Here is an 18,065-nt window from a genome sequence, read left to right on the forward strand (position 1 = left end):
TTCTTTCATGTAAATTATAGCTACTCTGGAGATTGGATGAAAGCCTTCTGCATAAAGAAAGAGATGAAAGAATAATGGTTAGGTAAGAGACAATTTTCAGATAGCGAAAAGAGGGACAAGATGGAAGATCGTTTAGTCATATCCATGATTCAATGCTTCTTTATCGCGTTCGGTGTGATCGTAGGCGGAACCATTATCGGAAGTATTGGAAGTTTATTAACTGGGGAAGCCGCTTTAACATCCATGTTTCGGATTGCCAAAGGGTTGAGGATTTGGGCGATCGTGGCAGCCATTGGTGGAACATTTGATGCCATCAGCAACTTCGAAAAAGGAATTTTTGATGGTTCCACTTTTGATATCTTCAAGCAGGTGATGATTATTATTGCCGCGATGGGTGGAGTGAAAACAGCACTGCTTCTTTTTGAATGGTTATTGGGTGATGAGGTGACATAATGCACTTTCCTGCCTATCATAAAAATAAAGAATGGAGACGTTTTTTTGCAGGTCTTGTGTTAGGTGCGATTATTGGTTATGCCTTTTTCATTTATGTTCATGGGCAACTCCAGCAAAAATATACAGAAGAACATATAGAGATGACGGCACAATTAAGTGAATGGGAAACCAAATATGAAGCTCTCCTGAATAACCAGGATCAAGAATCAGAAGGCAAGCCCATGAATGTTAAAGAAATAAGTGTCGTGTTTACAAATGCAAAAAAACTTGAGGTGGATCTGCTGACCCAGCACCAGTTGAATGCGTTGGTCAAAGATCAACTCGTTACTGTAACAGGAAAAGATGTCTCCATCGTTGCTGATCAAGTCGATCTCATCATTTCAACGATACAAAATAAAAATTATGTTGTCGATGATTTCACCTATGAGTTAAAAGTGACGAGATTAATTGTAGCTGAAACCCTGCAGCTACATCTGGAAATTAAACTGAAACGTTAAAAACTTGAGCAGGCTTAGTCCGCCTGCTCGTTCTTATATTTCTGACATACCATTTCAAGTTCTTTAGCAATATCCTCCGTTTCTTCCCATGAAGAAGCTGAAGCCCCTGAGGCCATCGGGTGGCCGCCTCCATTATGGTTGGCTGCGATCCCATTAATCACCGGCCCTTTCGAGCGTAAACGGACACGGATGGTATCTTCTTCCTCCACGAAAAATGCCCATGCAAGCATTCCTTCTATGTCGCCAAGCAAACCTACGAGCTGACTCGTTTCCGAAGGAGAAACATTAAACTCGCTCAACGTTTTACGATCGAGACGAATCGTTGAATACCCAGCTTCATGAACGGTGAAATTTTGTAACACATACCCTTTCAACTTAGCAACATGAACAGGTGTCTTATACATGTTATTATATAAAGTTGGTCGATCGAACTCAAAATTCACAAGATCAGCTGCATACGAGAGCGTCTGTTTCGTCGTACTCGGAAAAAGGAACCGGCCCGTATCCCCCACAATTCCTGCGTAAAGAAGTCGAGCTGCCTCATCATTAAGGACCAACCCTTCCTCTGCGAACTCAGAGTACAATTGATAGATCATTTCCGAGGTGGAGCTTGCTGATGTGTCCACCCATTGAATATCTCCATAGGCATCTACTTCCGGGTGGTGATCGATTTTTATTAATACGTCTCCCTGATCATAGCGCTGATCATCGATACGAGCCTGGTTTGCGGTGTCGCACACGATCGTAAGAGCCCCTTTAAAGGCTTCATCAGGTACTTCATCCATCGAAGCAAGAAACTCTAGCGAGGGTTCACCTGCGCCGGTGATGAACACTTGTTTTTGTGGAAAAGTGGCTTGAATTAATGTAGCTAAACCAGCCTGCGATCCATAGGCATCCGGGTCTGGACGCACATGGCGATGGATGATAATGACTTCATGATCTTTGATAGCTTTCATAATGGCCTGCTTACTCATAAAAAAGTCCTCCTCTTTTGCTTTGCGTGTTATTTAATCATAGAATTCTATGCACAGGTAGCCTTTTCCGAAAAAACAAGCTACAATAAAAGAGAAATTCAAACGCAGGAGTCGATCAAATGATTATTTTTCCGATCCTTATATTAATCTCTTTTGTGCTTTACATCTACTACAAGGTAATGATTGTCCGTTCCAACGATCCTCTAACTCAAGAATACTTAAATAGTAAGTCCAAGCTATTCCTTGGAAGTTTCATTTTCTTTTTTGGGATTAACCAATATGTATTCTACCAAACGAAACTTTCACTATTTGTAGGCCTCGTATTCATTGCCCTTGGTATTTTCCAAGCCCAGCTGGGGTGGAAAGCAAGCAAGCACTACCGGGCAGAATTTCAAAAGCACCGGACAAGTCCCCAATCTTGAATATCTAAGAAAAAGTCGCTGTTGTTCAGCGACTTTTTTTATCGGTCAATGAGCTGGGCCATGAGGAGAGCTTTTCCAACAATGGACTTCTCATGATGAACCTCGATGTCTACTTTTGCAAATTTCCTTCCGACCTCCAAAATCTGAGGACGCACTTCGATATCACTTTCAATTTGAACAGGTTTAATAAAATAGACCGAAATGTTTTCAACCACAAGATCGCCCTTTTTATATTTCCTTAATAGTCTACTCGAGGCTTCAGTGATTAACGAAATGAAAACGCCATAAGACATCGTCCCTAGTGGGTTCGTCATCTGAGGTGTTACTTTGGTCTTCCATACAGGGTTTGAGTCATCTTCTGCAATGACCTCCATACGGTTTGTGGCCAAATCATCAATCGTTTCGCCTACCTGAGGCTGCCTTTGGATATGCTGCAAAGCTTTTAACACGTCCTGTCGGGAAATGATCCCTTGAAGTTTATGAGAAGGGTCAACAACGGGCATCAGTTCAATTCCTTCCCAAACCATGACATGGGCAGCATTCGCAAGAGAGGTCTTCGCATGTACGGTCATTGGATTTCGAGTCATGACTTTTTCAATCCGTGTCTCTTTATCTTTACCGATCACATCTCTTGAGGTGACGATTCCGACCACTCGATTCTGCTGATCTACGACTGGATAACGGCTGTGGCCAGTGGCTGTGTTAAATTCATGCCATTTCGAAACCGGATCCAATGACTGCAGGAACTTTGATTCCTCAAAGGAAGTATAAATATCATCAACAAGCACAATTTCTTTTTTTATCAATTGATCATAAATGGCTCGGTTGATCATCGTTGCGACTGTAAATGTATCATAGCTGGTAGAGATGACGGGAAGCTTCTTTTCATCAGCTAGCTTCTTAACCGTTTCACTCGTGTCAAATCCACCCGTAATTAAAACGGCTGCCCCTTCTTTAACCGCAAGCTCATGAGCATTTGTCCGGTTCCCTACGATAAGAAGAGAGCCCGCTTCTGTATAACGCATCATCGCTTCAAGCTTCATCGCACCTATGACGAATTTACTTAGGGTTTTATATAAACCCTCTCGTCCGCCAAGCACTTGACCATCAACGACATTTACAATTTCAGCAAACGTCAATTTTTCTATGTTCTCTTTTTTCTTTTTTTCAATTCTGATGGTTCCGACACGTTCCATCGTGCTGACAAGGTCCTGATTCTCCGCTTCTTTGATGGCCCTGTAGGCTGTACCTTCACTGACATTCAATGCTTTCGCTATTCTTCTGACAGATATTTTACTGCCCACTGACAGGGATTCAATATGTTCCAGGATCTGTTCATGTTTTGTTGCCATACGCCCACCAAACTTTCTAACTGTACTAATCCAATTTCTTATAATTGTTATTATACAGTTGATACAGATGATCCGCAATTTCTTCCTGAAGTTTCAGAAAAAGCCGTTTGTCATTGAGTAGACAAACGGCTTTGAATATTGCAGGCTTAAAGCTCGATGGATTCTCCCGGCTTTAATGCCGTACCTTTACCTGATTTCACTTCTTGGGCAAATGCATCCCCGTCCTGAGCTATTAAATCAAAGGTGTTGTAGTGGACAGGCACGACCTGTTTCGCTTGGAGCCACTCAGCAGCAACGAGCGCATCAGAAGGTCCCATCGTGAAATTGTCACCAATAGGGAGGAAAGCAAGGTCAATGTCATTCCGTTCCCCGATCATCTTCATATCCGAGAACAAACCAGTGTCTCCGGCATGGTATATGGTTTTTCCATCAATCGTCAGTAAAATACCCGTAGGCATCCCTGTGTACACGATTGTTCCATCCTCTTCCTGATAAGAAGAACCGTGAAAAGCCTGGGTGAATTTCACCTGTCCAAAATCAAATTCGTGACCTCCACCAATATACATTGGGTGAGCATTCAAGCCTTTATTTCCAAGGTAAGTAGCTAACTCGAACGGAGCGATAACCTGAGCATCATTTCTTTTTGCAATCTCAAAAGTATCCCCAACGTGATCGTTGTGACCATGAGTAAGTAAAATTACATCCGCTTTCACTTGATCTGCATCCAGATCTGTATTCCCATTGTCTGAAATGAACGGATCAAAAAGAATGGTTTTTCCATTGGCTTCAACTTTCACTACAGCGTGACCATGATAAGAAACTTTCATCCATAACACTCCTTTTATCGATTGCTAATTTAATAGTTCCGCCAAGCTTCTTCATACTTTTGAATGAGATGTGGATTGATAAGGGTATTGGGTTCCATTTTGACCACTTGGCCTTCACCATTCAAGATTTCCCCATCTTCATCTTTTCCAAACACTGTCATCGATTGGAAAACTTCCTCTGTCAGAAATTTAGTTTCCACCGTAAACTGGATATCCTCGACCTCGAGCGGTTCCCTCGAGGCCATAATGAACCCCCAATTCCCAAAGCTCGGAACATCTACATGGAAATTCTCCGTGTACAAACCTGTAGAGGCTACCGTTTTATCAATCGTCCAGTAAACCTCTGTCGCAAAGAGGGGACTTGTCGCTTGGATCATTACTGCCCCTCCAGGAGATAAATGGTTTCTCACTAAAGAATAGAACTCCCGTGTGTAGAGTTTGTTCAGACTTTCGTTGTTCGGATCAGGAAGGTCGATGATGATCACATCATACAATTGATCCGCATTTTCCAGAAACTCGAACGCGTCTTTATTCATTACACTGACCTTAGGATCATCTAGCGCTCCCTTATTCACTTGCAGCAGATGAAAATTGGACCTTGCAAGATTTGTGACAGCAGGATCAAGGTCCACGAGCGTAATCTTCTTGATTTCCTGATACTTTAATAGCTCTTTCGCAGCAATCCCATCTCCTCCCCCAAGGATCAGTACATGGTCCTGCTTATCAGAAGAAGCTACAGGAGGATGGACAAGTGTTTCATGATAGCGATGTTCATCTGTTGAACTGAACTGCAAGGACCCGTTTAAATAGAGGCGTGTATCCCCTTGCTCTTTTGTAAGTACGATTCGTTGATAAGCGCTTTCTTCCATATGAATGATTGGATCTTTATAGAGCTTTTGTTCGAAAGAGAAGGCCATTTCTTCACCGAAAAATAATCCACCAATAAGAAGTGCCCCGATTAGGATGGCTCCTGTCAGATGGATAGAGAAACGCTTAATTTCAGAGCGAAATAAATACAAGACTAAAACAGCGACGGCTAAATTAATACAAGCCACAAAGAATGCACTTTTCACCATGCCCATTTGCGGCCTGAGATAAAAAGCGAAAAGCAGCCCACCAATCAATCCACCTGCATAATCAGAAAATAGCACCCTGGCCGTGCTTCGGTTGAGCTCCACACCTATTTCATTGGCCTTTCTAATCAGGATCGGCAGTTCAAGACCAGTCAAGGCTCCTATAGTAAATGTGACCAAGTATAGGAACAGGGCATCCGTTCCTGCAGGAGCAAAAGCCGTCATCCCAAACATCGTGAAGCTTGAAAAGCCTCCAATTAGGGCCACCATGAATTCAATCCAGATGAACGTGACAATCAGCTGCTTCATCACTCTCTCACTTATACTAGCACCAATCCCCATGCCGGTAAGGAACAAACTGATCGTTAACGTGTACTGCTTTACACCATCACCGAGAATATAAGAGCCAAGCGCACCAAATAAAACTTCAAAGATAATCCCGCATATGGAAACAATGCCTGAGGCCCAGTATATAAAATGACTTTTTCTAATATTCGCTTCCACTTTGTTCACTCCACTTAAACTTGTATGTTAAAAAGCCACTATGAGAATGATTCATAGTGGCTTCTCTCAAATATTTTCTGGCCGTTATGTAATGGACGCACCGATTACAAAGGCTAAACCAATCGAGACACCCATCGTAATGATTCCGACCGCTGTATTATTTTCCTTCAATTTCGTTTCCACAGAAAACTTACGTGTGAACAATTCAAATAAAAGGTAGGCAATCATTTGGAGGACAACTCCGTACGCTCCCCAAATTAACGTATCCCATACAGTGAAACTATGATAAATGGCGAATGATAGAACAATACAGATTCCTATGATTTTTCCAGCAATCGACATCGCCACTGCCTGATTCCCCTGCTTTACCTCTTCCCAATCCTTATACTGTCTGGTTAACCACTCAAAGATAACTAAACCAATTACAACAATCACAACAGCCATCACAAAATAGCCTAACGTAGCCAAAAATGGTTCCATAATGATAACCTCCTTTATTTTCCTGTACCAGGGCCGCCGCCGCGAGTTGAGGACCCTCTCATAGAAGTGGTTCCACCTGAATTATAATTCCCGTACATCCCATATCCACCATAACAGTTCCCTGTCTGCTGGCAATTTGCCCTTCGGCGCTCATACCAATCATTCGACCCCAAAGAACGGTTAAGAATAGACCCTAAAAATAAACCACTGAAGAAACCCGGAGAATAATGGTTCCTCACAAAATTATCGGATGCAAGTTCAATCGTAATGACCCCGGGCTCCTCCGTACTTTCCTGTAGGATAACAAAATGATCTGGATAAATGAGAGCCTGCTTATTTTCCTGCCTTTCACTTATTTCTTCTGGAGGTATCGCTGAGGACAAAGAATCTGACACCTCTTTTAACGTCAGTTCTCTTGTCATATAAATTTTCGAGATCCCCTGTTCGGATCGGACCGTATCCAATAGAGGGAAATGATCCTCAATCAATGAATCGATATCGTCCTCTTCCGAATTTTCAATTCCACTTAAAATTTTTGACCGATCGGGTTCCGAAGGCAATTCACCATATGTATCTTCGGTATAAGAACCTGACATTCCTCTTTGGTCATCTCCGCCAAATACATTAAACAATAAGAAAAAGGCAATGATTCCTACGACTATGATCCCTGCATAATCTTTCAACACACATCCTCCTTCCACAGAACAAAGGCTCAAGGGACGCCCCGGAGTCAACACACGCCTAATCAAACGGCCGTAAGAAGATAAACTTCCCCTTTGCAAGCCGAATGGCTTATATCATGAAGACCGGGCACCGGAGCCGGATGTCGCTATTTTGGAAAATCCCATCCGTATCTCGGACTTTGTTAAAATCCCAGGCCATAAAACAGCCGTGCCTGACCACTTGGCCAGGCACGAATCATGGACCAGAGATTACTCTTTGTTCATCTTTCTCTTCAATTCTTCTAACTCATTATCAACACTGTCTTTGTTATCTAAGTCTTCGAATTCATCGTCTAAGGAGCGGCTTTGAGAAGACATATCCTCACTCGTTTCAGCCTCTGCTTCATAGTGCATGACTTTTTCTTCCATACGCTCAAAACCTTGTCGGGACTGATCCCCACCAATGTTAGACATCGTGCGGTTCATCTTCGTGCGCGTTTTCGCGGACTCGGCACGCGCTTTTAAGGAATCTTTCTTCAGCTTCATTTCCTGATATTCTTTTTTCATTTCGTCTAGTTTTTGACGAAGGTTGTTCGCATCCTGTTGAGCACGCTCCCAAGAAGCCTTGAATTGGTCCGCCTGGTCCTGATGGTTCTTCTTGTCTTCGAGGGCACGGCGGGCCAAATCTTCATTTCCAGCCTCAATGGCTTTTTCAGCTTGCTTCATGCGCTTATCTACAAGGGCCTGAGAGTCATCGTATTTTCGTTTCAACATCTTTTCATTCGCGATCTGCTTCGCTACCGCACTTTCAGCTTCGCGGATGTCATTCTCCATATCACGCATGAATTGATCAAGCATTTTCACAGGGTCTTCTGCTTTATCCAACATGGCGTTCAACTCTGAACCTACGACTGTTTTTACACGATTAAAAAATTTAAACATTTTTCTTCCTCCTTATTTTGAACCTGCCAAAATTTTGATTTCATAGGCTTCGATCTCATACCCAACACTCGCTTCTACTTCACTGCCCCATGATTCAAGGCTTAGATACGTCTTTTCATCTTCAGACATATACTCTGCATAACGGGACGTCCGGCCATTAATGTTTGTACTTCTCCCCTCTCCCGTTACGCGTGCTTCCCCTTCTTCATCTTTAAAGAAGGTTTGACCCTCGTATTCGAGTTTTTCAGGGAAGGGTAGAGATACGGGAAGTTTGACCGTCTCATATACCCCTAATTCAAGCTCATCATCCATTTCAGCAGCCAGCCACTTCGTTTGATTACCTTCTAATAGCTGATATGAGAACCACTCATAACCACCGTCACGATACGTGATTTTCCCTACAACTTCATAATCCACAAGATCGTATGTGACAATGTCACCGACTTGGATATTCAACGGTGTCCGTTCTTTTACTTCTGGTGCCTGCTTTTCACTTTTTGAAAACAATCTAGAAAAGAAACCCAAATCTTCACCTCTCCTTCAACTGTGACCCTGTGTACCTGTATGTACGTGTCTCGTTCTTAAAAGGTTTCACCTTTTTCTTTTTATTTTACGCAGGAACTTAAAGAATCTCAAATTCTTGGCCATATCGTGATTTTTTTCATTTTTTTCTGAGTCAATCACCTTTGTTTTTTCTGAAAAGAGCGTATAATCAGAAAATATCTTTCTACATAAGGAGTTGAATATGATGAAAACATTAGAAAAAGTAAGTCAATTTGCAGGCAGCACTTTCGCTATCTGGGTTCTCCTTTTGCGGCCTTATCTTTTTATCTTCCAGGAGGATTCACATGGATTGCCCCCTATATTGTTCCCTTATTGGGAATTATCATGTTTGGAATGGGGCTGACTCTATCTAAACAAGACTTCCAGGAGGTATTCAAAAGGCCGAAAGGTGTAGCCATAGGTGTGGGAGCACAGTTTACGCTCATGCCGCTTCTCGCTTTTCTATTAGTGACTATCCTTCCTGTCTCACCAGAAGTAGCGGTAGGTGTCATTCTTGTAGGATGTTGTCCGGGTGGAACTTCCTCCAATGTTATGACTTACCTTTCCAAAGGTGACACGGCTCTTTCCGTTTCTATTACAGCCGTATCGACTCTGCTGGCGCCTATTTTCACCCCTTTACTCGTTTGGGTATTCGCCAGTCAGTGGCTCCCGGTTTCAGCAGGGGCCCTTTTTGTCTCCATTGTTAAAGTGGTTCTTGTACCGATTATACTAGGTTTGATCGTCCAAGCCATTTTCAAGAAAAGAATACAAGCAACGGTGAAGGCTCTACCGCTTATATCAGTGATCAGCATTGTAGCCATTGTCGCTGCAGTCGTAAGTGTCAATCAATCTCAAATCGCCAAGACGGGGGCAGCTATATTCGCGATTGTTGTCGTTCACAACATCCTTGGTTATCTAGCTGGCTACGGTTTAGGAAAGCTGTTCCATATGGAACCGGCCAAACAACGAGCGATTTCCATTGAAGTTGGTATGCAAAACTCAGGTCTTGGAGCGTCACTTGCAGCTGTACACTTTAACCCGCTCGCTGCTGTACCCAGTGCTATTTTCAGTGTTTGGCACAATATTTCCGGCCCCATCATTGCTACCATCTTTAGAAAACAGAAGGATACTGACATAAAAGATACAAAACAGAATCACATCAAATCTGCCTAAAAACAACGTTAAAGATTAATATTCAAAAAACTCCCGATTGTCCAACACTCAGGTTTTCTGATAGACATAGTTCAACACTGAGCTAGGGATCAGGGATGGTTTAGAAGTTATGAAAAAAGCGTGGACGTGGAGTCCGCGCTTTTTTTTACATTTCTCTATTTATTAAAAAGTTGATTGGCATCTGTATATTCAAGACCTTGAGCTTCAGCAACCGCTTTGTAGGTCACATGTCCTTCAAGCGTGTTAAGGCCCTTATAAAGTGCCTCATTTTCCTGACAGGCCCTCTTATATCCTTTATTCGCTAACTGAAGAGCGTAAGGAACCGTAACGTTCGTTAACCCGATGGTGGAGGTCCTCGGTACAGCGCCCGGCATGTTAGCTACCGCATAGTGGAGAACCCCATGCTTTTCATAAGTAGGATCATCATGAGTGGTAATTCGATCGGTCGTTTCGAAAATGCCGCCTTGGTCGATGGCAACATCAACAATGACAGATCCTTCTTTCATGGATTTGACCATATCTTCTGTAACGAGACTTGGCGCTTTAGCTCCTGGAATAAGAACGGCTCCAATGACAAGATCAGATTCCTCCAAGGCCTCTTGAATATTTAGCGGGTTCGACATTAACGTGTTGATATCAGAACCAAAAATATCATCAAGTTGACGTAAACGCTCAGGATTGAGGTCAATGATGGTGACATCCGCTCCAAGACCCATGGCAATTTTGGCTGCATTCGTTCCTACAACGCCTCCACCGATCACGGTGACTCTTCCGCGTCTTACACCAGGGATCCCCCCTAATAGAATTCCTTTTCCACCTTTTGATTTTTCAAGGTATTGAGCACCGATTTGGGAGGCCATTCTTCCTGCTACTTCACTCATCGGGGTCAAAAGCGGAAGAGATCCACTCGGCACTTGAACGGTCTCATAGGCAATTGAAATAACCTTCTTACTTACAAGAGCTTTCGTCAATTCCGGTTCCGGAGCCAAGTGCAAGTAAGTAAATAAGATCAATCCTTCATAAAAATATCCGTACTCTTCCGGAAGAGGTTCTTTTACTTTCATCACCATTTCCTGACTCCATGCTTCCTGAGCTGAACTAACGATTGAAGCACCAGCTTCCCTGTACTGCTCATCGGTGAATCCTGAACCTAGTCCTGCACTGGTTTCTACAAATACTTCATGCCCTGCATTGGTTAAGCTGACCACCCCTGCAGGCGTCATCGCTATACGATTCTCATTGTTTTTCACTTCTCTTGGTACTCCTATTTTCACCGCAGCCCATCCTCCTTATTCTATACATGAAATTTACTTCTTCTAGTAATGTTTATCTTGCAAGTCTTCAAAAATAAGAAAAGAAAGCCCTTTCATTGTACCAAATGTTTTCTATAGGATGAAGAACATCCAAAATTCGACCACTTCCTTATTCCTTACCGGTGCCTGTGGATAACGTCCAATCCGCCGGTGACTTCATAAATCGTAGCTGTGATCATATCTGAATCTTCCTGACATAAAAAATCGATGGTTCTTGCTACATCTTCCCCCGTCCCCGGGCGGCCGATCGGAGTTTCTTCATCTCTACTTTTTCTACTCACTTCAATGCAAGATTCCTTCCACTCTCCTGTTATGTTTCCCGGACAGATCATATTTGATGTGATGCCATATTCTGCTTCTTCATAAGCAATGGTTTTAGTCAGGGATACAAGACCAACTTTTGCTGCTGCAAAAGCAGAACGATAGATCCACCCTGAAGCCGATTGCGCCCCTTGGAAGCCGTAGTTGATGATCCTACCGAAGTTTTGTTTTCTCATCTGAGGAACAATGGCTTTCATAAGGTGAAATACCGCATCAAGATTTCCTCGAATCATCGAATTCCATTCCTCTTCTGTGTAGTCCATTAATTTTTTTCTTTCAAAGATATAGGGACCTGCATTATTAATTAAAAAATCTACTCTACCAAAGCGCTTCAAAGTTTTTTCTGTAAGGTAATGGATCTCTTCCTTCTTTGTCATGTCAGCCTTTATAATTTGAATTCTGTCTTGATCTTCAGGGAAATCGTCGAGCAAAGAAAGGGCTTTAGCTTCATCACTTCTATATGTAACAGTAATGGAATGATTTTGTTTCAGCATATGCTCGGCTACCTTCCTCCCGAGCCCTTTGGTGCCAGCTGTAATCAGTGCATGCCTCATCTTTTAAAACCTCCTTAAGTCTCTATTTTTATTTACACTTAGGTCGCCTTTCTGTACAATGATTGGGTCAGAAAGGACGTGAATGTCTTGAGAGCTTATGCTCCCCGGAAACAAATGATTGAACATTATGGTTTAGAGGCTGTTCCCGCTGAAAAACGGGACACCCCTTGGTACCGCTTTGCTTTCATACAGATTGCCATAGCTGCCAATGCAGGCAACTTCCTCGTTCCCGCATTGGCTGTCTTGGAAGGAGGACTTTCCTTCTGGGCAGGGGTCATCTCCACGATCATCGGAGCACTTCTCGGCTTCTTACTAGTATCCTTCTTATCCTTACCAGGTGCCCGACTTGGCATCCCGGCTCAATATGCACTGCGTACAATTCTCGGAGTAAATGGTACCCGATTTTTATCCGCCCCGATCCGGAGCCTCACTTCCCTTTATTGGTTTAGTGTACAAACCATCGGTGGAACTTATGTCATCCAGCAACTAATCTTACGTCTGACCGGGATAGATCTTCCATTTTGGGTCTACTCTATTCCGCTTTCCATACTCATGGTGGCACTTGCGATTGTTGGTTTTGATGCGGTAAAACAAACCATGAGCTATTTTTTACCTTTATTACTCATCGGTGAAGCAACGATCTTGTATGTTTACTTTACTACAAATCAAACCCCCGGTTCACTGATGATGCTTCATGATGGAGGGATGGAAGGGTCATTCTCGTCCATGTTATTTTTTGCAAGCCTTGCGTTTGTTCAGTATGTATCAGGCGTAAGTGCATCAGCGGATATGACGAGGTATGCAAAATCCCCTGCTCACGGGTTTTATGGACTACTGATTGGTAATGGGATTGGCTTTTTCATTACAGCGGTCATCGGGTCTGCTTCTGCTTATCTGTTTCACGATATTAACCCGTATGTATCATCCACTGCCTTGACGAATTCTCCGCTTCTTATAGCGATTATTACAGGGACAGCCATTATTTCCATGATCAGCATTAATGTCAGTAATGCTTATACAGGTGGGTTCAGCCTTTTGAATACCTTCCCAAAACTTTCTAGAGTTCAAGCCGCTGTTGTGTTCGGTGCAGTAGGTGTGATGCTCAGCGGTTTCCCTGCTCTTGTAAATGAAGCAGAATCTTTTATTTCTATGCTTGGTGGATTAATCATTCCTATCTCAGCTGTGATTTGCAGTGATTACCTCATTGTAAAAAGAACACGTTTAAACGAAGAAGATTTGTCTTTATTAACGAAACCACGATACGTGAACATCTTAGCTATGGGAGCGATTTTGACAGGAAGTGTACTTTATTTCCTTCTTCCTGATGCATGGTCACCAGGTTTTTCAACATTCTTAGTCATTTTCACAATATACCCTATCTTTATAAAGAGAAGATAACTTAATTACCCCAACAGCATAAAGCTGTTGGGGCTTTTATTAACGGGAGTCTTTTTTCTTATTGCCGGATTGGTAACTTTCATTGATCGACTGCATAAGTTGTTGTTCCTGCTCCATATCTTTTTCTCTCTCGATTGGATTCTTCGGTTTCTTCACGTGTACCACCTCCCTGTTTAGTTTTCTCAAAATTGTTATAATTATGCGTCAAATGCGCGTCTATCCAATAATCAGGCATGATATAATAAAGATATAGAAAAGAGAGGAGGCATCCAGCATGACTTTTGAATATAAGGATATTGTTGTGGCAGTCGACGGCTCCGTTACGGCAGAAGTGGCCTTTAATAAAGCCATTGACATTGCGAACCGAAATGAGGCGAAGCTGGTACTAGCTCACGTGGTGGATACACGAGCCTTTGCAACCGTAGAAGCCTATGATCGTTCCCTTGCAATCCGCGCCGAACAATATGCGACCGAATTATTAAATGACTACCAGGAAAAAGCAGAAAAAGCCGGTGTGAAGAACGTAGTTGTTGATATTGAATACGGTTCCCCAAAAGTGAAAATTGCTAAAGATGTCGCTCCGAAATATAATGCTGACCTTATTATTTGCGGCGCAACAGGCTTAAATGCGATGGAACGTTTCTTTATCGGTAGTGTATCCGAACATATCACAAGATACGCGACCTGCGATGTGCTTGTAGTTCGCCCGGATGATGCAAAAGAAAAAGAAAATAAATAAAAGAGCCCCGGACCCGGGGTTCTTTTATTTGTCTTTATTCAGTTCTCCGACAATGTGTGGAAGTTCAGGAAGTATCAATCGATCCATCGCGAGCTTTACGGCGCCCGAAGAGCCCGGTGTAGAAAATATAGCCGTTCGTCCAGTTACACCAGCAATGGCCCGTGACAAGATCGCCGCAGATCCGATATCCTCTGTGTAACTAAGCATTCTAAAAATTTCTCCAAAGCCAGGCATCTCTTTCTCAAGCATCTCTTCAATCACTTCAATCGTTATATCCCGTTGGGCAACCCCTGTACCGCCGTTTATTAAAATCGCATCGATGTCGGGATCGTCCACCCCTCGCTTCGTATAGTCACGAATTTGACTTTGTTCATCTTTCACAATATGGTACTTCCTTACCGTGTGTCCTGTATTCGTAAGCTTTTCGATCATCAACTTACCACTTTTGTCGGTTTCTTCTGTGCGTGTGTCGCTCACGGTGAGCACAAGGCAGGAAACGGAATCATTTCCTCTTGCTTTATGTTCTTCAACAGCCAATCAAGACACTCCTTCCTTGTTCATTATGTGACGGTATTGATAAAACTTCATGGCAAACTCTGTCACCTGTTTTGTTAAATGGTAGTTCGAGTAAGCTCCTATCGCGATACTGATGAATGGTAGACCTTGAACGAGCTTCTTTCTGAACATGAGGATGAATAAGGATTTAAAACACTGTTTCATGGGTTGTTCCATCCAACCTTCATCTGTCAATTGATCCTCCCCCGCAAAGATGAAAGGGTGTTCTTTCTTCTTCACTTCTTCAATTAACTCGTTCCAAGCACTCGCTTTTAGTCTTTTCGGTAAGGTAGCAGCATGAAATACTTTGAGGGAAATCATCATTTCATAAGGATGGTTCATTTCATGGCCAAATGTTAAACCAATCAGCTGTATCGCTCTTATATTCATAAGCATCATCAGAGGGTAATCCATCCCGAGGAAAAGCCAGCCGCCGGCCCCTGTCAAGCCACCCTGGGCAAATGAATAAAGACGCCCCCTGGCCATCTGCTGCTCAGCTATGTAGGTTAACTGTTCTACGGTCAACTCTTTCTCCATATCTTCAATTTTTTCAATCTGATTGGAAAAAATTCTCCCCACCGTTAGTATCCGTTCTCTGGCCTCGTATTGATAAGAGGTTCCCTGTAAAAAAGCATGGGTATGAAAAAACCAGGCATCTAATTTTGAGAAAAATGCTTTTTTCACTTGAGGATCCACATTCGTCAAACTTTGTTGAACCCAATGATCATAAACCATTTCAAAATCATTCGGCTGATATTGCTGGTATTGCTCCAACCATGTTTTTAGTTCCGTACGTATTCGTTGGTGTGACAAAGCGTTCCCTCCTCGTCTTTGTTCCTTACCATATATTGTAGACTGAAAGCTCAAAAAAAAGCAATCGCACCTGGGTGCGATTGCTTTTCCTTTTATAGTCCTTTTTCAACGGTGTCACGAGCAATCATGACTTCTTCGTTGGTTGGAATAATCATGACCTTCACTGGGGAGTGAGGGTAGTTTACAAATGCTTCTTTTCCACGAACTTTGTTAAGAGCAGGGTCCCAGTACACGCCCATGAACTCAAGTCCCTTCAGGACACGTTCACGCATAGCCACACTGTTTTCACCGACACCAGCTGTAAAGATAATTCCATCGATTCCGTGCATACGTGCAGCATAAGAACCGATATATTTGTGAATACGAGCGGCAAAGACTTCAAGAGCAAGCTCGGCACGCTCATCTCCATCTTCGGCACGCTTTTCGATATCTCTCAAGTCACTGGAGAAACCAGAAAGTGCAAGCATACCACTTTCTTTGTTCAATACATTCATGACTTCATTCGCTGTTTTACCTGTCTTCTCCATGATGAATGGAATCAATGCAGGGTCGATGTTACCAGAGCGCGTCCCCATGGTAACCCCAGCAAGTGGTGTGAAGCCCATAGATGTGTCAATGGACTTGCCGCCTTCGATGGCTGCAATACTAGCACCATTCCCTAGGTGGCAGGATAGAAGTCGAAGTTCTTCCACTGGACGTCCCAACATCTCAGCAGCACGTTCTGAAACATACTTGTGGGAAGTACCATGGAAACCATACTTACGGATGCCATAGTCTTCATAATACTCATATGGCAGGCTGTACAGGTAAGACTGTTCTGGCATGGACTGGTGGAACGCCGTATCAAATACCGCTACGTGAGGGACATTCGGAAGCACTTCACGGAAAGCGTTGATTCCAGTTAAGTTTGCAGGGTTATGCAATGGAGCCAAGTCGGATACTTCCTCGATTTCTTGGATAACTTCATCCGTGATGAGTACAGATTCGCTGAAGCGCTCGCCTCCGTGAACGACACGGTGACCCACACCATTGATCTCATCAAGAGAGTCGATGATTCCATTCGCAGTCAATTTATCAAGAAGCATTTTTACAGCTTCTCCATGATCAGGGATATCTGTTACGGTTTCATCTTTTTCATCATTGAATTCAATGGTAAATACAGCATCATTCAAGCCGATACGCTCGACTAGACCTTTGGTAATTACAGTTTCTTCAGGCATTTCAATCAGTTGGAATTTCAGTGATGAACTACCTGCATTTATAGCAAGAATTTTATTACTCAACGTTGCTCATCCCCTTAAAAATATAGGTTCGTAATTTTCTACCACTACTATTTAATCACCCGTTATCATCGATTTCAAGGTCGCTGAGCTATGATAACGTTTACTTGTTATATTCGTTATTTTCTCACAATTGCGTTCTTTTATATTCATCAAACCATTGGTTCATCTGAGCAAGGATATCCGCCATTCCATTCGGATTCTTAAAGGAAGGAAGCTTGGCCAACAATGCTTGCTTAGGTGCTTTCGTTTCTTGACCTTTTTTCTGTAAAATCAAGATGCTCTTTCCATGCTTTTCATCTTTAAATAAGCTATCGGAAAGCTGCAGCATTCCCACGATGTGAGCATGCTCACGTAAGAATTCATTCAGCGCCTTAGACTGCTCACTTTCAAAAAGGAAGTTCGGCACAATAAACATAAGGAAGCCGCCTTCTTTTGTATAATTCAATCCCTGCTCAATAAACAGGTGGTGAGCATACGACAAGCCTTCATCCGCTTTAAGCTTATATCTTGCTGCTTGAGCGTCATCCGGATAATATCCGACAGGAAGATCAGCCAGTACAAAATCGACAGGCTCCATTAAGAACGGAGCCAGGCTGTCCTGGTGGAAGAATTCAATTTCATTTTTTTGCAAGTTGGCATTCGCAACGGCAAGCTGAATAAGGGTAGGGTCTACTTCACTGGCATATGCTTGCAGCGTCATATCCAGCTGGTTCATAACGGAAGTCATTAAATTTGCGCTTCCTGAAGCCGGATCGAAGAGTTTCAGGCTTTCTTCCCCTTCAAACAATTTGGAAGCCAGGTAACCCATGAACATGGCGACAGAATCTGGTGTGATCAAATGTTGCTGCTGAGTAGCTCCCTTCATACCCTTGAGAATGGCCAGTTGAACCGCTTTTCTTATTTCTTCTTTTTCAAACTCTTCTTTTTTTACCTTTAACAGTTCATTCGTTAGAAATGTCTGCAAAGCCTCTCCCATGTCATCAAATGGCTGGCCATTGAACAGGACATCCATTGTTTCTGCAATCGCTTCTAAATAGGTAATATTCAAGTCTTCAGATATTACCGTTGAAGTATCATCGATCCATTGAAATAGTTTTTCCACTTGTTCCTGCTTCATAATCATTCTCCTTCAAATAAAATCATGCTTGGTAAACTTTATAGGACCATCTCAAAAGAAATTGGCGCAG

Annotated in this window: 19 protein-coding genes and 1 pseudogene; 6 read left to right on the top strand and 14 right to left on the bottom strand. The window is 42.8% G+C overall.

Annotated elements, in window-relative coordinates; all coding sequences use genetic code 11:
• Positions 1–120: 120 nt before the first annotated feature.
• Together ytrH and ytrI are read left to right on the top strand one after the other, a co-directional pair.
• The gene (ytrH, locus tag K2225_RS15135) at positions 121–453 is read left to right on the top strand and encodes a sporulation membrane protein YtrH (RefSeq protein ID WP_089650537.1); all 333 of its coding nucleotides are present in this window, start codon (positions 121–123) and stop codon (positions 451–453) included.
• Positions 453–950: a sporulation membrane protein YtrI gene (ytrI, locus tag K2225_RS15140; RefSeq protein ID WP_220585477.1), complete on the top strand. Its 498-nt coding sequence runs from the start codon at positions 453–455 to the stop codon at positions 948–950. Before ytrH ends, ytrI begins: the two co-directional genes overlap by 1 nt.
• 14 nt (positions 951–964) lie before the next feature.
• Here ytrI and K2225_RS15145 read toward each other — a convergent pair whose 3' ends face one another.
• The gene (locus K2225_RS15145; protein ID WP_220585478.1) at positions 965–1,924 is read right to left on the bottom strand and encodes a DHH family phosphoesterase; all 960 of its coding nucleotides are present in this window, start codon (positions 1,922–1,924) and stop codon (positions 965–967) included.
• Between the two features lie 119 nt (positions 1,925–2,043).
• Here K2225_RS15145 and K2225_RS15150 point away from each other — a divergent pair, with 119 nt between their 5' ends.
• The gene (locus K2225_RS15150) at positions 2,044–2,346 is read left to right on the top strand and encodes a YtpI family protein (RefSeq protein WP_220585479.1); all 303 of its coding nucleotides are present in this window, start codon (positions 2,044–2,046) and stop codon (positions 2,344–2,346) included.
• 38 nt (positions 2,347–2,384) lie between these two features.
• Here K2225_RS15150 and K2225_RS15155 read toward each other — a convergent pair whose 3' ends face one another.
• From K2225_RS15155 to K2225_RS15185, 7 genes are all read right to left on the bottom strand, one after another.
• Complete coding sequence (locus K2225_RS15155; protein WP_220585480.1) at positions 2,385–3,698, bottom strand: DRTGG domain-containing protein; 1,314 nt, start codon at positions 3,696–3,698, stop codon at positions 2,385–2,387.
• A 146-nt stretch (positions 3,699–3,844) separates the two neighbouring features.
• Complete coding sequence (locus tag K2225_RS15160; protein WP_220585481.1) at positions 3,845–4,525, bottom strand: metal-dependent hydrolase; 681 nt, start codon at positions 4,523–4,525, stop codon at positions 3,845–3,847.
• A gap of 29 nt (positions 4,526–4,554) precedes the next feature.
• A complete protein-coding gene (locus K2225_RS15165) occupies positions 4,555–6,102 on the bottom strand; it encodes a polyamine aminopropyltransferase (protein WP_220585482.1) in 1,548 nt (515 codons plus the stop codon).
• 84 nt (positions 6,103–6,186) lie between these two features.
• Entirely contained in the window at positions 6,187–6,582 is a 396-nt protein-coding gene (locus K2225_RS15170) for a DUF350 domain-containing protein (RefSeq protein ID WP_160916238.1), read from the bottom strand.
• Positions 6,583–6,596: 14 nt separating this feature from the next.
• On the bottom strand, positions 6,597–7,265 hold the full coding sequence (locus K2225_RS15175; protein WP_220585483.1) for a DUF4247 domain-containing protein: 669 nt from the start codon (positions 7,263–7,265) through the stop codon (positions 6,597–6,599).
• Between the two features lie 249 nt (positions 7,266–7,514).
• The gene (locus K2225_RS15180) at positions 7,515–8,186 is read right to left on the bottom strand and encodes a PspA/IM30 family protein (RefSeq protein ID WP_146812577.1); all 672 of its coding nucleotides are present in this window, start codon (positions 8,184–8,186) and stop codon (positions 7,515–7,517) included.
• Between the two features lie 12 nt (positions 8,187–8,198).
• The gene (locus tag K2225_RS15185) at positions 8,199–8,711 is read right to left on the bottom strand and encodes a DUF4178 domain-containing protein (protein ID WP_220585484.1); all 513 of its coding nucleotides are present in this window, start codon (positions 8,709–8,711) and stop codon (positions 8,199–8,201) included.
• A 223-nt stretch (positions 8,712–8,934) separates the two neighbouring features.
• Here K2225_RS15185 and K2225_RS15190 point away from each other — a divergent pair.
• A pseudogene (locus K2225_RS15190) lies at positions 8,935–9,902 on the top strand (bile acid:sodium symporter family protein).
• Positions 9,903–10,057: 155 nt separating this feature from the next.
• Here K2225_RS15190 and ald read toward each other — a convergent pair.
• Together ald and K2225_RS15200 are read right to left on the bottom strand one after the other, a co-directional pair.
• On the bottom strand, positions 10,058–11,176 hold the full coding sequence (gene ald / locus K2225_RS15195; protein WP_220585485.1) for an alanine dehydrogenase: 1,119 nt from the start codon (positions 11,174–11,176) through the stop codon (positions 10,058–10,060).
• A 155-nt stretch (positions 11,177–11,331) separates the two neighbouring features.
• Positions 11,332–12,090, bottom strand: coding sequence for an SDR family oxidoreductase (locus K2225_RS15200; RefSeq protein WP_220585486.1), 759 nt, complete (start codon positions 12,088–12,090; stop codon positions 11,332–11,334).
• A gap of 87 nt (positions 12,091–12,177) precedes the next feature.
• On the opposite strand from K2225_RS15200, the gene K2225_RS15205 reads away from it, so the two are divergent.
• A complete protein-coding gene (locus K2225_RS15205; RefSeq protein ID WP_220585487.1) occupies positions 12,178–13,488 on the top strand; it encodes a purine-cytosine permease family protein in 1,311 nt (436 codons plus the stop codon).
• 274 nt (positions 13,489–13,762) lie between these two features.
• Positions 13,763–14,227: a universal stress protein gene (locus K2225_RS15210; protein ID WP_220585488.1), complete on the top strand. Its 465-nt coding sequence runs from the start codon at positions 13,763–13,765 to the stop codon at positions 14,225–14,227.
• 24 nt (positions 14,228–14,251) lie between these two features.
• Here K2225_RS15210 and K2225_RS15215 read toward each other — a convergent pair whose 3' ends face one another.
• The 4 genes from K2225_RS15215 to K2225_RS15230 all read right to left on the bottom strand — a co-directional run bounded on the left by K2225_RS15215 (position 14,252) and on the right by K2225_RS15230 (position 17,995).
• Positions 14,252–14,764 (bottom strand): MogA/MoaB family molybdenum cofactor biosynthesis protein, encoded by a 513-nt coding sequence (locus K2225_RS15215; RefSeq protein WP_220585489.1) that lies wholly within the window; start codon positions 14,762–14,764, stop codon positions 14,252–14,254.
• The gene (locus K2225_RS15220) at positions 14,765–15,595 is read right to left on the bottom strand and encodes an EcsC family protein (RefSeq protein WP_220585490.1); all 831 of its coding nucleotides are present in this window, start codon (positions 15,593–15,595) and stop codon (positions 14,765–14,767) included. It lies immediately after the preceding gene.
• Between the two features lie 92 nt (positions 15,596–15,687).
• The gene (locus K2225_RS15225; protein ID WP_220585491.1) at positions 15,688–16,878 is read right to left on the bottom strand and encodes an acetate kinase; all 1,191 of its coding nucleotides are present in this window, start codon (positions 16,876–16,878) and stop codon (positions 15,688–15,690) included.
• Positions 16,879–17,002: 124 nt separating this feature from the next.
• Positions 17,003–17,995, bottom strand: a complete 993-nt coding sequence (locus tag K2225_RS15230; RefSeq protein ID WP_220585492.1) for a class I SAM-dependent methyltransferase — start codon at positions 17,993–17,995, stop codon at positions 17,003–17,005.
• Positions 17,996–18,065 lie beyond the last annotated feature (70 nt).

Origin of the sequence: Halobacillus sp. Nhm2S1, assembly GCF_019599545.1 — a bacterium.
Taxonomy (GTDB): Bacteria; Bacillota; Bacilli; order Bacillales; family Halobacillaceae; genus Halobacillus.

Coding starts and splice junctions, on each gene's coding strand:
- K2225_RS15160 (WP_220585481.1), bottom strand. CDS start 4,525: ATGAAAGTTTCTTATCATGGTCACGCTGTAGTGAAAGTTGAAGCCAAT.
- ytrI (WP_220585477.1), top strand. CDS start 453: ATGCACTTTCCTGCCTATCATAAAAATAAAGAATGGAGACGTTTTTTT.
- K2225_RS15155 (WP_220585480.1), bottom strand. CDS start 3,698: ATGGCAACAAAACATGAACAGATCCTGGAACATATTGAATCCCTGTCA.
- K2225_RS15170 (WP_160916238.1), bottom strand. CDS start 6,582: ATGGAACCATTTTTGGCTACGTTAGGCTATTTTGTGATGGCTGTTGTG.
- K2225_RS15150 (WP_220585479.1), top strand. CDS start 2,044: ATGATTATTTTTCCGATCCTTATATTAATCTCTTTTGTGCTTTACATC.
- K2225_RS15210 (WP_220585488.1), top strand. CDS start 13,763: ATGACTTTTGAATATAAGGATATTGTTGTGGCAGTCGACGGCTCCGTT.
- K2225_RS15230 (WP_220585492.1), bottom strand. CDS start 17,995: ATGAAGCAGGAACAAGTGGAAAAACTATTTCAATGGATCGATGATACT.
- K2225_RS15180 (WP_146812577.1), bottom strand. CDS start 8,186: ATGTTTAAATTTTTTAATCGTGTAAAAACAGTCGTAGGTTCAGAGTTG.
- K2225_RS15145 (WP_220585478.1), bottom strand. CDS start 1,924: ATGAGTAAGCAGGCCATTATGAAAGCTATCAAAGATCATGAAGTCATT.
- ytrH (WP_089650537.1), top strand. CDS start 121: ATGGAAGATCGTTTAGTCATATCCATGATTCAATGCTTCTTTATCGCG.
- K2225_RS15200 (WP_220585486.1), bottom strand. CDS start 12,090: ATGAGGCATGCACTGATTACAGCTGGCACCAAAGGGCTCGGGAGGAAG.